This window comes from Actinosynnema sp., from assembly GCF_052038725.1.
On the sequence record NZ_JBQGCX010000567.1, the window covers coordinates 71,291 to 83,599 of the forward strand.

A 12,309-nucleotide genomic window follows, 5' to 3' on the forward strand; every position below is an offset into this window, starting at 1 on the left:
GGCTACTGACCCTTCCGGCAGTCCGTGCCCGGCGTCTGCGCGAGCGTGGGGAGGGGCGTGCCCTCCGTGGTGGTGGTCGGCGGGGCCGACGAGGACGGGTCCTGGTCACCGCTCGGCGGCGGCTGCTCGGCGCTCGTCGCCGAGCCCGTCGTCGTCGTGGGCGGGGCCGGGGTGCTGGTCAGCGGGTCGGCGCACAGCGGCAGCAGCTGCTCCGTGCGCAGCCTGCGGATCGCCTCGCGGGCGCCCTCCAGGCCGTCCACGGCGGTGATGCCGCTGCTCACCTCGTCCCGCATGAAGACCTTCAGGTCGTCCAGGGAGATCGGCTCGCAGCCCTGGGAGCCGGGCGGGCACGAGCCCTCCACGACCGTGTTCAGCTCGAAGCCGAGCACGCTCCCGGTCACGCCGCGGAACACCGACACCTGGCCGTCCTGGGACGCGCCCACGTAGTACTGGCGCATCACCCACCAGCGGGTGCCCAGACCGGCGGCGGCCAGCAGCGCGAGCACCAGCACGACCAGCGCCAGCGCCTTCAGCTTCCCCTTGCGCTTGCGCTTCGGGTCCTGCTGCGGCGGTGGCGGCTGCTCCTGCCTCGGCGGCGCGGGCCGGGGCCCGGTGATGGAGCTGGCCCGCGAGGCGGGCGAGTCCGGCGGTGGCGGGTCGTCCCCGCCGTCACCGGCCGCGCCGCCCACTATCGGGGCGTTCTCGCCGAAGTCGACGTCGACGACGTCGGCCACGACCACGGTCACGTTGTCCGGACCGCCGCCCTTGAGCGCCAGCTCGATCATCCGGTCGGCGCACGCCTGCGGGTCCGGGATGCGGATCGCCTCGTCCAGGGTCTCCAGCGTGACCACGCCGGAGAGGCCGTCCGAGCAGAGCAGGTAGCGGTCGCCCGGCCTGGCCTCGCGCACCATCAGGCGCGGTTCGACCTCGTGGCCGGTCAGCGCGCGCAGCAGCAGCGAGCGCTGCGGGTGCGTGGCCGCCTCCTCCTCGGTGATCCGGCCCTCGTCGATCAGCGACTGGACGAACGTGTCGTCGTGCGTGATCTGGCTGAAGGTGCCGTTGCGCATCATGTAGGCGCGCGAGTCGCCGATGTGCACCATGCCGAGGCGGGTGCCCGCGAACAGGACGGCGGTGAGCGTGGTGCCCATGCCGTCCAGGTCGGGGTCGCTCTGCACGAGCTCGGAGATCGCCCCGTTGCCGTTGATCACCGCGTCGCGGAGCTGGCCCAGGAGGTCGTCGCCCGGCTCGTCGTCGTCGAGCGGCGCGAGGGCCGCGATGACGACCTTGCTGGCGACCTCGCCCGCGGCGTGGCCGCCCATGCCGTCGGCGAGCGCGAGCAGGCGGGGACCCGCGTACACGGAGTCCTGGTTGTTCTGGCGCACCAGGCCCCGGTCGCTCCGGGCCGCGTATCGGAGGACGAGGGTCATGACCTCAGCTCGATCACCGTCTTGCCGATCCGGATCTGGGAGCCGATCGGGACGCGGACCGGGCTGGTGACCTTCGCGCGGTCGAGGTAGGTGCCGTTGGTGGACCCCAGGTCCTCCACGAACCACTCGTCACCGCGCGCCGACAGCCGCGCGTGCCGGGTCGACGCGAAGTCGTCGTCCAGCACGAGCGTGGAGTCGTCGGCCCGGCCGATCATGATCGGCTTCCCGTCAAGCGTGATCCGGGTGCCCGACAGGGCCCCCTGCGTGACCACGAGCTGCCGGGGCGCCTTCGCCCCGCCCTTGCCTGCCCCCCTGAACCCCTTCTTGATCGACGGCGTCGGGACCCTCAGCCCCGACGCCGCGTAGAGGTCGGAACGCACCACTCGAAGCGCAGCCAACACGAACAACCAGAGCAGGATGAGGAACCCCGCTCTGGTCAGCTGCATCACCAGCTCTGGCACCGGTTGTAACCGCTCCTGACTTGAGTGCCGTCACGTCACCCGTCTCGACCTCAGCCCTGTGTGCGGAAGACCAGCGACGAGTGGCCGATGCGGACGACGTCGCCTTCCGCGAGCTGCCAGGTCTGCACCGGGGTCCCGTTCACCGTCGTGCCGTTGGTCGAGCCGAGATCAGCGAGCATGGCACTGTGCCCGTCCCAGGTGATCTCCAGGTGCCTCCTGGAGACGCCGGTGTCGGGGAGCCGGAAGTCGGCCTCCTGGCCGCGGCCGACCACGTTGCCGCCCTGCTTCAGGTTGTAGGTCCGGTTGGACCCGTCGTCCAGGTGCAGCGTCGCGCTCAGCTGGCGCTGCGCGCCGCCCGCGGGGGCGCCGCCGTAGCCCGCCTGCTGGCCGTAGCCCTGGTCGTAGCCCGCGGCCTGCTGGCCGTAGCCCGCCTGGTCGTAGCCCGCCGCCTGCTGGCCGTACCCGGCCTGGCCGCCCTGGTCGTAGCCGGCGCCGCCCTGGCCGTAGCCCTGGTCGTAGCCCTGCTGCTGGCCGTAGCCCTGCTGGCCGCCCTGGCCGTAGCCCTGGTCGTAACCGGGCTGCTGGCCGCCGTAGCCGCCCTGGCCGTAGCCCTGGTCGTAGCCCTGCTGCTGACCGTAGCCCTGCTGGCCGCCCTGGCCGTAGCCCTGGTCGTAGCCCTGCTGCTGACCGCCTTGGCCGTAGCCCTGCTGGTCGTAACCCTGCTGGCCCTGGCCGTAGCCCTGCTGCTGACCACCTTGGCCGTAGCCCTGCTGGTCGTAGCCAGGTTGCTGACCGCCGTAGCCGCCCTGCGCGTAGGGGTCGTAGCCGGGCTGGCCCTGTCCTTGTCCGTAGCCGGGAGGCTGGCTCATTGATCCGTCTCCTGCAGTGCGAGGTGGTGCTGACCGTCGGCTGTCAACTTTCACGTCGGGGTCGACGGACGAGCGGGTTCGGAACTGACCGGTGTGCAGCGCGTCGGAGCGCTCCAGGGAGACTACGACGTCACCATAGGTATCCCATCCGCTCTCCTCCAGGTGCTCCTGGATGGAGTCGCCCAGGGACTTGGTGATGCGTAGTTCATCCTGGCCGTCACCGGCAAGCCTGTCGTGGTCCTCAGGGCCGAGCAGGACCACGTAGTGGTTGGGGGCCAGCAGCCGCCCGCCCGCCAGCTCCCGGATGTTCCCATCCGCCTCCCGCTGGAGGGCCTGGGCCACTTCCTGCGAGACGACGTTGCCGCCGAACACCCTGGCGAAGGTGTCGCCAACCATGCCTTCGAGACGGCGCTCGAAGCGCTGTACGAGGCCCACGGCAACCCTCCGACTCGGTCGACTTCTGACCCGATCGTATCCGGGCCGGGGAGGCGGGACACGGGCCAATTGGTAATCCGGATGGAGATCGTGCTAGTGTTCTCCTCGTCGCCAGGGCGAGTGGCGGAATGGCAGACGCGCACGGTTCAGGTCCGTGTGTCCGAAAGGACGTGGGGGTTCAACTCCCCCCTCGCCCACCGAATACCGGAGGCCCACCCCCAACAGGGGGTGGGCCTCTTGGCTTTCCGGAGGATTTCCGGTGTTCGCCAAGGGCAAACGCGCAGTGATGTGTGTCACTCGAACGGCCCTGTGCTCGGCGGTCGGTTGGTTTCGAGCGGTGAACGGTCGTCGATGCGGTTCGCCGCCGTTATTCGAGCCCGCCGCGTATCGGATTCCAGGCCAGAGGTGTGCCTGTGCGTGCCCGTCGGGGCCGTTGCCAGGGTTCCGCGTCACCCGGACGGCAGCACCGCCGGGCCGAATTCGGCGAACCGGTCAACGACCGGTCACCGACCCGGTGAAACCGCTGAACTCAGGGCCGGGTCGGAGCGGGGGGCGAACGGCACTCCGACTGGTACGCCTTATCCAGAGCACGAGTCGAAACGCGGCGGATCGACCGCCGTGGTTCCCGAGGAGGCTTTGGCGTGAGCAGCACACCCGCACGGATCGAGGTCACGGACTCCGCGAAGGCGAAGGCCACGTCGGCCGCCGCGGTCCCGATCCCCGAACTGCCCGGCTCCGTCGAGGAGCTGGCCACGGTCGCCGCGGTCCGCCTCGGGTGGCACGGCGTTGTGCTGCCGGAGATGGTCCTGATGGGCCGCAAGGTCGTGGTCGTCGCCGACCTGATCGCCGACGCGCACGCCGAGCGGCTGTGCCTCGGCGCGGCCCCCGAGGTCGACCGGGCCACCGTCTCCACCTGGGTGTGGCCGGAGATGGACGGCCGCGTGCCGCCCGCCGCCGTGCGCATCGTCGGCGTGCTGGCCGTGGCCAGGCACTGGCGCACCGCGCTGGCCTCCGCCGTCCCCTTCGCGCGCTTCGGCAACGCCGCCGCCGTGCTGCCCGCCTCGGTCGCGCTGAGCCACGACTACCTCGCCAACTGCCTGCCGCGCGTGCGCAGGTACGGCGTGAACGTGCTGCTCGCCGACGAGAGCAGCGAGCTGACCACCGACGTCTGCGGTCGCAACGAGACCGTGCCGGTCGAGGACACCGCCACCACCCGCTGGGTCAACGAGCTGGTCTACGAGCGGGTCCTGGCCACCGCCTGACCCGCGCCGCCGATCTGTGGCGGGCCCGCGCGGCGACTAGCGTCGGCCGCATGAGGCTTGTGATCGCGGGAGGGCACGGGAAGATCGCGCTGCACGTCCAGCGGCTGCTGGCGGCGGGCGGGGACGCGGTCACCGCGCTGGTCCGCAACGAGGACCACTTCGCGGACGTGACCGAGGCGGGCGGGGTTCCGGTGCTGTGCGACCTGGAGGCGAGCGACGTCGCCTCGGTCGCCGAGTACCTGACCGGCGCGGACGCGGTGCTGTTCGCCGCGGGGGCCGGGCCCGGCAGCGGGGTGGGGCGCAAGGACAGCGTGGACCGGGGAGCCTCCGCGCTCCTGGCGGACGCCGCCGAGCGGGCGGGGGTGCGCAGGTTCGTGCAGATCAGCTCGGCGGGCATCGGCCGGACCACCGGCGACGAGGTGTTCGACGCCTACCTGCTCGCCAAGGGCGCGGCCGAGGAGGACCTGAAGGCCCGCGACCTGGACTGGACGATCGTCCGGCCCGGCAGGCTGACCGACGAGCCCGCGACCGGCGCGGTCCGGCTCACCGAGGGGGACGCGCGGGACGGGGCCGTCCCGCGCGCCGACGTGGCCGCCGTGGTCGTGGCGCTGCTGGGGCGGCCCTCGTCGGTCGGGAAGACCTACGAGCTGATCTCCGGCGAGACCCCGGTCCAGGACGCGATCTAGGTCACATCGGCCGGCCGGACGGGTCCGGCAGCCGCCCTCCGGGGCCCCGCTCCGCGGAGCGCGGGCCCCGGACCGCTGAGATCCCGATCACTTCTGCCGGGGCGCGCCGAGAGCTGGATCACGGTCCGCCCGCCGTCGGCGCCCGCGCAGGACAGGGGTGTGACGCGAATCGCACCGCCGGGCGCGGGGCGTGCCGTGCCCGGCGGCCCGCCTCAGCCCAGCACCCGCTCCAGGTGCCGGTTCCCGAACTTCCGGTCCGGGTCGACCTCGGCGCGCACGCGGCGGAAGTCCGCGAACCGGGGGTAGCGGGTCGCCAGCTCCTCGGCGCCCAGCGAGTGCATCTTGCCCCAGTGCGGCCTGCCGCCCACCGCCAGCGCGATCCGCTCGAACGCGTCGAAGTACCGCCGGTGCGGCATCCCCACGTACTGGTGCACCGCGACGTAGGCGGTGTCCCGCCCGTGCGCGGTGGACAGCCAGATGTCGTCGCCCCGCGCGACCCGCACCTCCACCGGCACGATCACCCCGTGCTCCAGCCCGGCGACGGCGGCGCGCAGCTCGCGCAGCACCCCGTGCAGCTCGGCGCGGGGCACCGCGTACTCGGTCTCCACGAACCGCACCCGGCGCGGGGTGGTGAAGACGCGGTGCGACTGGTCGCGGTAGTCGCGCTCGCCGATCAGCGCCCCGCACACCCGGTTGAGCCCCCTGGCCGCGGCGGGCACCGCGCGGGCGACCTTGCACACCGCGCCGAACGCGGCGTTCTCCATCACGTCGTACTCGTAGAACCGGCGCAGCCCGGACAGCGGCGCGCACGGCTCGTCCACCCGGTTGTTGCGCTTGACGATCACCCGGTCGCCGTGCGGGAACCAGTGGAACTCCACGTGGTCCTCGGTCGCGGTGAGGTGGTCGAACTCCTCCAGCACCGCGTCGAGCCGGGCCGGGTACTCGCGGGCGTGCAGCACGAACGACGGCACGCAGCGCAGGGTCAGCGTGCTGATCACGCCGACCGCGCCGAGGCCGAGCCTGGCCGCCTCGAACAGCTCGGGGCGCTCGGCGGGGGAGCAGCGGACGAGCGAGCCGTCGGCGAGCACGACCTCCAGCGCGGCGATCGTGGTGGCCAGGCCGCCGAGCGCCGCGCCGGTGCCGTGGGTGCCGGTGGAGGTGGCGCCCGCGATGGTCTGGGCGTCGATGTCGCCGAGGTTGGGCATCGCGAGCCCTTCCCGGTGCAGCAGCTCGTTGAGCTGCCGGAGCGTGGTGCCCGCGCGGACGGTCACCAGCTCTCCCGCCACGTCGACCAGGCCGGTCCAGCGGTCCAGGTCGAGCGCGACGGAGGGGGCGACGGCGACCCCGGTGAAGGAGTGGCCGCTGCCCCGCGCGCGGACGGCGTCGGCGGTGCGGACGACTTCGGAGATCCCCTCCGCCGTCGTGGGGTGCTCGACCCGGATCGGGGCTGCGGTCTCGGTCCGCGCCCAGTTCGTCCAGGGGGGTGCCATCTGCGCCTCCGGTGTGAGGAGAGCCACACAAGATAAGTGAAAGCGTTTCACCTTTCAAGCTTTTTCGACGTACCGTTGGGCCCATGCAGCCGAGGACGCGACTCGACCTGGCGACCAAGGACCTCGAAGCCCCCCTCGCGATCGTCGACCTGGACGCGTTCGACCACAACGCGGCCGACCTCGTCCGGCGGGCCGGGGGCAAGCCCATCCGCGTGGCGAGCAAGTCGGTCCGGGTGCGGGCGCTGCTCGACCGGGTCCTCGCCAGGCCGGGCTACGCCGGGCTGATGTGCTACTCGCTGCCCGAGGCGCTCTGGCTGTCGTCCTGCGACACCGCCGAGGACCTGCTGGTCGCCTACCCGACCGTCGACCACGCCGCGCTGCGCGCGCTGGCCGCCGACGAGAAGGCCCGTCGGCGCGTCACGATCATGGTCGACTCGACCGCGCACCTCGACCTGGTCGACGCCGCCCTCGGCGAGGACCACCCGGAGATCCGGGTGTGCCTCGAACTGGACGTCTCGTGGCGACCGCTGCCCGGCGTGCACGTCGGACCGCGCCGCTCGCCGGTGCACACCGAGGGCGACGCCGTCCGGCTCGCCCGCGCGGTCGTGGCCAGGAAGGGCTTCCGGTTGGTCGGCGTCATGGCCTACGAGGGCCAGGTGGCGGGCATCGGCGACGCGCCCGCCGGACGGCGCGCCTGGGGCCTCGCGGTGCGCTGGATGCAGGGCCGCTCGGTGCCGGAGCTGACCGAGCGCAGGGCCGCCGCGGTGGCCGCGGTGCGCCGGGTCGCCAACCTGGAGTTCGTCAACGGTGGGGGGACCGGGAGCCTGGAGACGACCGGCGCCGACCGGTCGGTGACGGAGCTGGCGGCGGGGTCCGGGCTGGTCGGGCCGACCCTGTTCGACGCCTACCGCGCGTTCAGCCCGCGCCCGGCCGCGCTGTTCGCGCTGCCCGTCGTGCGCAGGCCCAAGAAGAACGTCGCCACGCTGTTCGCGGGCGGGTACGTGGCGTCGGGGACCGGGACACCGGACCGGCTGCCCTCGCCGCACCTGCCGAGCGGGCTGGAGCTGATCGGGCTGGAGGGCGCCGGGGAGGTGCAGACGCCGGTCGTCGGGAGGGCCGCGGACCGGCTGGAGCTGGGGGACCGGGTCTGGCTGCGCCACGCGAAGGCGGGCGAGCTGGCCGAGCGGTTCGCGGAGTACCACCTGGTGAGCGGGGACCGGGTCGAGGCCGTCGTGCCGACCTACCGGGGAGAGGGCAAGGCCTTCGGCTAGGCGGTGGCCGGGGGCTGCCCCGGCATCCGGGTGGACAGGTAGCCCCGGATCATCGCCTTGGCCTCGTCGAGGACGAGCGGGTCGCCCGCCGGGTCGCGGCGGAAGGCCAGGCCCAGCACGCCGTCCGCCGCCTCGACGGCTATCGAGATCGGCAGCTTGACCTCGTCCAGGGGGATCGAGAAGCGGCTGGAGATCATCTCGGCGATCCGGTCGGACACCACGGAGTTGTTGTCCTTGCGGTCGTCCATCAGCCGCAGGTCGACCACGTCGCCGAAGTGCAGCCTGCTGAACGCGGGCACCTCGCGGTGCATCGTCACGTAGACGTCGAAGATCGAGTCCACCGCGTCCCACCAGTGCGCCAGCGCCTTGGTGGTGAACGTGCCGTCCACGGTCTGGATGAACCGCTCCAGGTTGCGCAGGGTCAGCTCCTGCACGACGGCCCGCTTGTCCGGGAAGAACTGGTACAGCGAGCCGACCGCGACGCCCGCCCGCTCGGCGATGAGGGTGGTGGTGACCCCGTCGTAGCCGACCTCCTCGATCAGCGCGGCGCAGGCCTCCAGCATCCGCTCGACGCGCTTGGCGCTGCGCTGCTGCACCGGCTGCCTGCGCAAGGGGGTCGTGCTAGTCACGGCGACTCCTGCTGGACTGGTAGGGGCCTTCATAGTGCCCGGTCGAAGGCTCGATGACTTCCCACCACACCGCAACACGCCTACTGTGTGAATCCGTTTCACGTTTCGTGGGAGGTGTCATGACCGGACCTGATTTCCTCTGGGGCGTCTCGACTTCCGCCTTCCAGATCGAGGGGGGCTTCGACGAGGACGGCAGGCTTCCCTCAGTGTGGGATGAATTTCCCTCGTTCGAGGGACAGACCGCGCGGGTGGCCTGCGACCACCGCAACCGGCACGCCGAGGACGTGGCGCTGCTGCGCGAGCTGGGGGTGAACGCGTACCGGTTCTCGCTGTCCTGGCCCCGCGTCGAGGGCGGCCGGGCGGCCGGGGGCGGGAGCGCGGGCGGCGGGCTCGACTTCTACGACCGGCTCGTCGACGACCTGCTCGACGCGGGCATCGCCCCCGTCGCGACGCTCTACCACTGGGACACGCCCGCCCACGTGGAGGAGGCGGGCGGCTGGCTCGCGCGGGACACCGCGCACCGGTTAGCCGACTACGCCGCCACCGCCGCCGCCCGGCTGGCCGACCGGGTCGCGATGTGGATCCCGGTCAACGAGCCCGCCATGGTCACCCTGCTCGGCTACGCCACCGGGCAGCACGCGCCGGGCAAGGCGCTCCTGTGCGACGCGCTGCCCACCGCCCCCCACCTCAACCTCGGCCACGGCCTCGCCGTCCAGGCCCTGCGCGCGGCGGGCGCCACCTCGGTCGGCACCGCCAACAACCACACCCCGGCCTGGGCGGCCACCGGCTCCGCCGAGGACGCCGCCGCCGCGAGCGCGTACGCCGACCTGCACAACTGGCTCTACGCCGACCCGGTCCTCGCCGGGCGCTACCCCGACTCGCTGGTCGACCTGCTGCCGGTCGAGGACGGCGACCTCGCCACCATCGCCCAGCCGCTCGACTTCTACGGCGTCAACTACTACAACCCGACCCGGCTCTCGGCCCCGTCACCGGGCAACCCGCTGCCGTTCGACCTGGTCCCGATCACCGAGCACCCGGTCACCGGCTTCGGCTGGCCGGTCGTGCCCGCCGGGCTCGGCGAGATGATCGACGCCCTGCGCGCCCGGCACCCGGACCTGCCGCCGGTCCTCGTCACCGAGAGCGGGTGCAGCTACCCGCACTCGCTCGACGACACCGAGCGCGTCGACTACCTGGCCGCCCACAGCGAGGCCGCGATCGCCGCGGGGGCGAAGGGCTACTTCGTCTGGTCGGTGCTGGACAACTTCGAGAGGGACTCCGGGTACTCGCAGCGCTTCGGCCTGGTCCACGTCGACTACGCCACCCAGCGCCGCACCCCGCGCGCCTCCTTCCGCTGGTACCGCGACCGGATCCACCGGTGAGCGCCCCCGGACCGGGCGCGCCGGAGCCGGCGACAACCGGCCCCGCCGCGCCGGACCCCTCTGTGCGGGACCCCTCTGTGCCGAACCCCGCCGCGCCGGACCCAGCCGCGACCGCCCACGACCCGCTGGCCGAACCGGTCACCCCGGTCGGCCGGGGCTGGACGACCCTGCTGTTCCTGGCCAACCTCGGCCTGTGGCTCGGCGTCTACGCCCCGATCCAGGTGCTGCTCCCGCAGCAGGCCGAGCGGATCTCGCCGGACGCGAAGGAGCTGGTGTTCGGCCTGGTCACCGCCCTGGGCGCGGCCGTGGCGCTGATCGCCAACCCGCTCATCGGGCTGTCCTCGGACCGCACCTGCTCCCGGTTCGGCCGCCGCCACCCGTGGACCCTCGCGGGCGCGCTGGTCGGCGCGCTCGGCCTGGCCGTGCTCTCCGCCGCCGACGCCACCTGGTCGATGGCGCTCGGCTGGTGCCTGGTCCAGGCCGGGCTCAACGGGATGCTCGCCAGCCTCACCTCCGGCGTCCCCGACCGGGTGCCGGTGGCGCAGCGGGCCAGGGTCGGCGGGCTCGTCGGCATCAGCCAGATGCTCGGCACCGTGCTGGGCGCCGTCGTGGTGACCGTGCTGGTCACCGGCCAGACCGCCGGCTACCTGGTGTGCGCGGCGCTGGTCGTGGCGGGCGCGCTGGCGTTCGTGCTCGCCACCCCGGACGCCCGGCTGCCGCGCGCCGCCCGCCCGCCGCTCGTCGCGCGCGAGCTGTGGGTCTCCCCGAAGCGGCACCCCGACTTCGCCTGGGCGTGGACCGCGCACTTCGCCATCAACCTCGGCAACGCGCTCGGCACCCTCTACCTGCTGTTCTTCCTGGCCGACGAGGTGCGCCACCCGTCGCCCGAGGACGGCCTGCTGGTGCTGATGCTGCTCTACGGCGCGGCGCTCGTGGTCGGCGCGGTGCTCGTCGGCGCCCGCTCCGACCGCACCGGCCGCAGGCGCGGCGGCGTCCACCTGTCCGCCGCGCTCATGGCGCTGGCCGCGCTGCTGCTCGCCGCCTGGCCGACCTGGTGGTCCGCGCTGATCGCGGCCCCGCTGCTCGGGTTCGGCTTCGGCGCCTACTGGGCGGTCGCGCTGGCCCTACTCACCCAGGTGCTGCCCGCCGCGACCGACCGCGCCAAGGACCTCGGCGTCGTCAACGTCGCGAACGCGCTGCCCCAGGTGCTCGCCCCCGCGCTGGCGTCGGTGGTGCTGGTCGACCTCGGCGGCTACCGGGGCCTGTTCCTGCTCTCGGCGGCGGCGACGCTCGTCGCCTCGCTGTGCGTCACGCGGATCAGAGGAGTGCGATGAGGGTTCTGGTGACCGGGGCGTCCCAGGGGATCGGGGCGGCCGTCGCCGAGCGGTTCGCCGCCGAGGGGGCCGAGGTGCACCTGGTGGCGCGCGGGGCGGTCGCGCTCGCGGCCGTGGTCGAGCGGATCACCGCGCGCGGCGGGCGGGCGGTGGCGCACGTCGCCGACCTCGCCGACGAGCGGCGGGTGCTCGCCCTGGCCGAGGAGGTCGGGCCGGTCGACGTGCTGGTCAACAACGCGGGCGTCGGCCGCTGGCTGTTCCTGGACGACACCGCGCCCGACGAGCTGCGCGGCATGACCGCCCTGCCGTACTCCTCGTACGCCCTGCTCACTTCGCTGCTGCTGCCCGCCATGCGCGAGCGCGGCTCGGGTCGGCTGGTCTTCCTGAACTCGCCCGCCTCGCGGATCGCCATCCCCGGCGCCACCGGCTACACGGCGGCGCGCTGGGCGGTGCGCGGGCTGGTCGCCGCGCTGCGCCAGGACCTGCGGGGCACCGGGGTCGGCGTCACCGAGGTCGTGCCGGGCGCGGTGCGGTCCAACTACTTCGACAACAACCCCGGTTCGGCCGAGCGCATCCCGCGGGTCGTCAGCAGGCTCGTCCCCACGCTGACCCCCGAACGGGTGGCTGCCGAAGTGGTGAAGGCCGTGGCGCGGGGACGCTCCGAAGTCGTTTTCCCGTGGCAGATCAAACTCTTCGACCTGGTCGGAAGGGTGATTCCTGGAGCTGTCGCATATCTCGCGTGGCGGACCGGCGTTCACAGGTGAACGCGTTCGGCTCTGCGCGGTGCGCTGAATGGCCCCCAAAAGGGGGAACAGTGCGTGACCGGGAAACTGTGCGGAACGTAAAGGGCCCTGGACGCGAAAGTGCGGAATTGCGAAACCCGGACGTGGAACCGGGCCCCCAGGCCCGCCGGGGGGGGGGGGGCACGGGGGCCGGGGGCCCGGTTCCACGTCCGGGTTTCGCAATTCCGCACTTTCGCGTCCAGGACCCTTTACGTTCCGCACAGTTTCCCGGTCACGCACTGTTCCCCCTTTTGGGGGCCATTCAGCGCACCCAGCAGAGCCGA

11 protein-coding genes and 1 tRNA gene are annotated in these 12,309 nt (G+C 73.0%); 7 read left to right on the forward strand and 5 right to left on the reverse strand.

All coding sequences use genetic code 11. The annotated features are described in order from the left end of the window. Positions 1-2: 2 nt before the first annotated feature. From ACTUAL_RS11755 to ACTUAL_RS11765, 3 genes are read right to left on the reverse strand one after another with little or no spacing between them, the layout of a single operon-like run. Positions 3-1,427, reverse strand: coding sequence for a PP2C family protein-serine/threonine phosphatase (locus ACTUAL_RS11755; protein WP_096490940.1), 1,425 nt, complete (start codon positions 1,425-1,427; stop codon positions 3-5). Next, positions 1,424-1,888 (reverse strand): FHA domain-containing protein FhaB/FipA, encoded by a 465-nt coding sequence (locus tag ACTUAL_RS11760; protein WP_012782663.1) that lies wholly within the window; start codon positions 1,886-1,888, stop codon positions 1,424-1,426. Before ACTUAL_RS11760 ends, ACTUAL_RS11755 begins: the two co-directional genes overlap by 4 nt. Positions 1,889-1,938: 50 nt before the next feature. Beyond that, positions 1,939-3,192, reverse strand: a complete 1,254-nt coding sequence (locus ACTUAL_RS11765) for a DUF3662 and FHA domain-containing protein (protein WP_096490941.1) — start codon at positions 3,190-3,192, stop codon at positions 1,939-1,941. Positions 3,193-3,306: 114 nt separating this feature from the next. Here ACTUAL_RS11765 and ACTUAL_RS11770 point away from each other — a divergent pair. The 3 genes from ACTUAL_RS11770 to ACTUAL_RS11780 all read left to right on the forward strand — a co-directional run bounded on the left by ACTUAL_RS11770 (position 3,307) and on the right by ACTUAL_RS11780 (position 5,140). Further along, a tRNA-Leu gene (locus tag ACTUAL_RS11770) sits at positions 3,307-3,389 on the forward strand. Between the two features lie 444 nt (positions 3,390-3,833). Continuing rightward, positions 3,834-4,454, forward strand: a complete 621-nt coding sequence (locus tag ACTUAL_RS11775) for a hypothetical protein (RefSeq protein WP_012782665.1) — start codon at positions 3,834-3,836, stop codon at positions 4,452-4,454. A gap of 50 nt (positions 4,455-4,504) precedes the next feature. Continuing rightward, complete coding sequence (locus tag ACTUAL_RS11780; protein ID WP_440900261.1) at positions 4,505-5,140, forward strand: NAD(P)-binding oxidoreductase; 636 nt, start codon at positions 4,505-4,507, stop codon at positions 5,138-5,140. Positions 5,141-5,352: 212 nt separating this feature from the next. Here the strand turns inward: ACTUAL_RS11780 and ACTUAL_RS11785 are convergent, their stop codons facing one another. Next, the gene (locus ACTUAL_RS11785; RefSeq protein ID WP_096490943.1) at positions 5,353-6,630 is read right to left on the reverse strand and encodes a D-arabinono-1,4-lactone oxidase; all 1,278 of its coding nucleotides are present in this window, start codon (positions 6,628-6,630) and stop codon (positions 5,353-5,355) included. A gap of 83 nt (positions 6,631-6,713) precedes the next feature. Between ACTUAL_RS11785 and ACTUAL_RS11790 the strand changes: the two genes are divergently transcribed. Then, on the forward strand, positions 6,714-7,901 hold the full coding sequence (locus tag ACTUAL_RS11790) for an amino acid deaminase/aldolase (RefSeq protein ID WP_440900262.1): 1,188 nt from the start codon (positions 6,714-6,716) through the stop codon (positions 7,899-7,901). Here ACTUAL_RS11790 and ACTUAL_RS11795 read toward each other — a convergent pair. After that, positions 7,898-8,530, reverse strand: a complete 633-nt coding sequence (locus ACTUAL_RS11795; protein ID WP_232519650.1) for a TetR/AcrR family transcriptional regulator — start codon at positions 8,528-8,530, stop codon at positions 7,898-7,900. The genes ACTUAL_RS11790 and ACTUAL_RS11795 overlap by 4 nt on opposite strands. A 119-nt stretch (positions 8,531-8,649) precedes the next feature. Here ACTUAL_RS11795 and ACTUAL_RS11800 point away from each other — a divergent pair, with 119 nt between their 5' ends. From ACTUAL_RS11800 to ACTUAL_RS11810, 3 genes are all read left to right on the forward strand, one after another. Further along, complete coding sequence (locus ACTUAL_RS11800) at positions 8,650-9,909, forward strand: family 1 glycosylhydrolase (RefSeq protein ID WP_440900263.1); 1,260 nt, start codon at positions 8,650-8,652, stop codon at positions 9,907-9,909. 77 nt (positions 9,910-9,986) lie between these two features. Next, positions 9,987-11,243 carry an MFS transporter gene (locus ACTUAL_RS11805; RefSeq protein ID WP_440900264.1) on the forward strand — a complete coding sequence of 419 codons (1,257 nt, stop codon included), beginning with the start codon at positions 9,987-9,989 and terminating at the stop codon, positions 11,241-11,243. Next, the gene (locus ACTUAL_RS11810; RefSeq protein ID WP_440900265.1) at positions 11,240-12,007 is read left to right on the forward strand and encodes an SDR family NAD(P)-dependent oxidoreductase; all 768 of its coding nucleotides are present in this window, start codon (positions 11,240-11,242) and stop codon (positions 12,005-12,007) included. Before ACTUAL_RS11805 ends, ACTUAL_RS11810 begins: the two co-directional genes overlap by 4 nt. The last annotated feature ends 302 nt before the right edge of the window (positions 12,008-12,309 follow it).

Bases quoted from the DNA above. Each gene is read 5' to 3' on its own strand.
- ACTUAL_RS11755 (WP_096490940.1), bottom strand. From the start codon at position 1,427: ATGACCCTCGTCCTCCGATACGCGGCCCGGAGCGACCGGGGCCTGGTG.
- ACTUAL_RS11780 (WP_440900261.1), top strand. From the start codon at position 4,505: ATGAGGCTTGTGATCGCGGGAGGGCACGGGAAGATCGCGCTGCACGTC.
- ACTUAL_RS11785 (WP_096490943.1), bottom strand. From the start codon at position 6,630: ATGGCACCCCCCTGGACGAACTGGGCGCGGACCGAGACCGCAGCCCCG.
- ACTUAL_RS11790 (WP_440900262.1), top strand. From the start codon at position 6,714: ATGCAGCCGAGGACGCGACTCGACCTGGCGACCAAGGACCTCGAAGCC.
- ACTUAL_RS11800 (WP_440900263.1), top strand. From the start codon at position 8,650: ATGACCGGACCTGATTTCCTCTGGGGCGTCTCGACTTCCGCCTTCCAG.
- ACTUAL_RS11810 (WP_440900265.1), top strand. From the start codon at position 11,240: ATGAGGGTTCTGGTGACCGGGGCGTCCCAGGGGATCGGGGCGGCCGTC.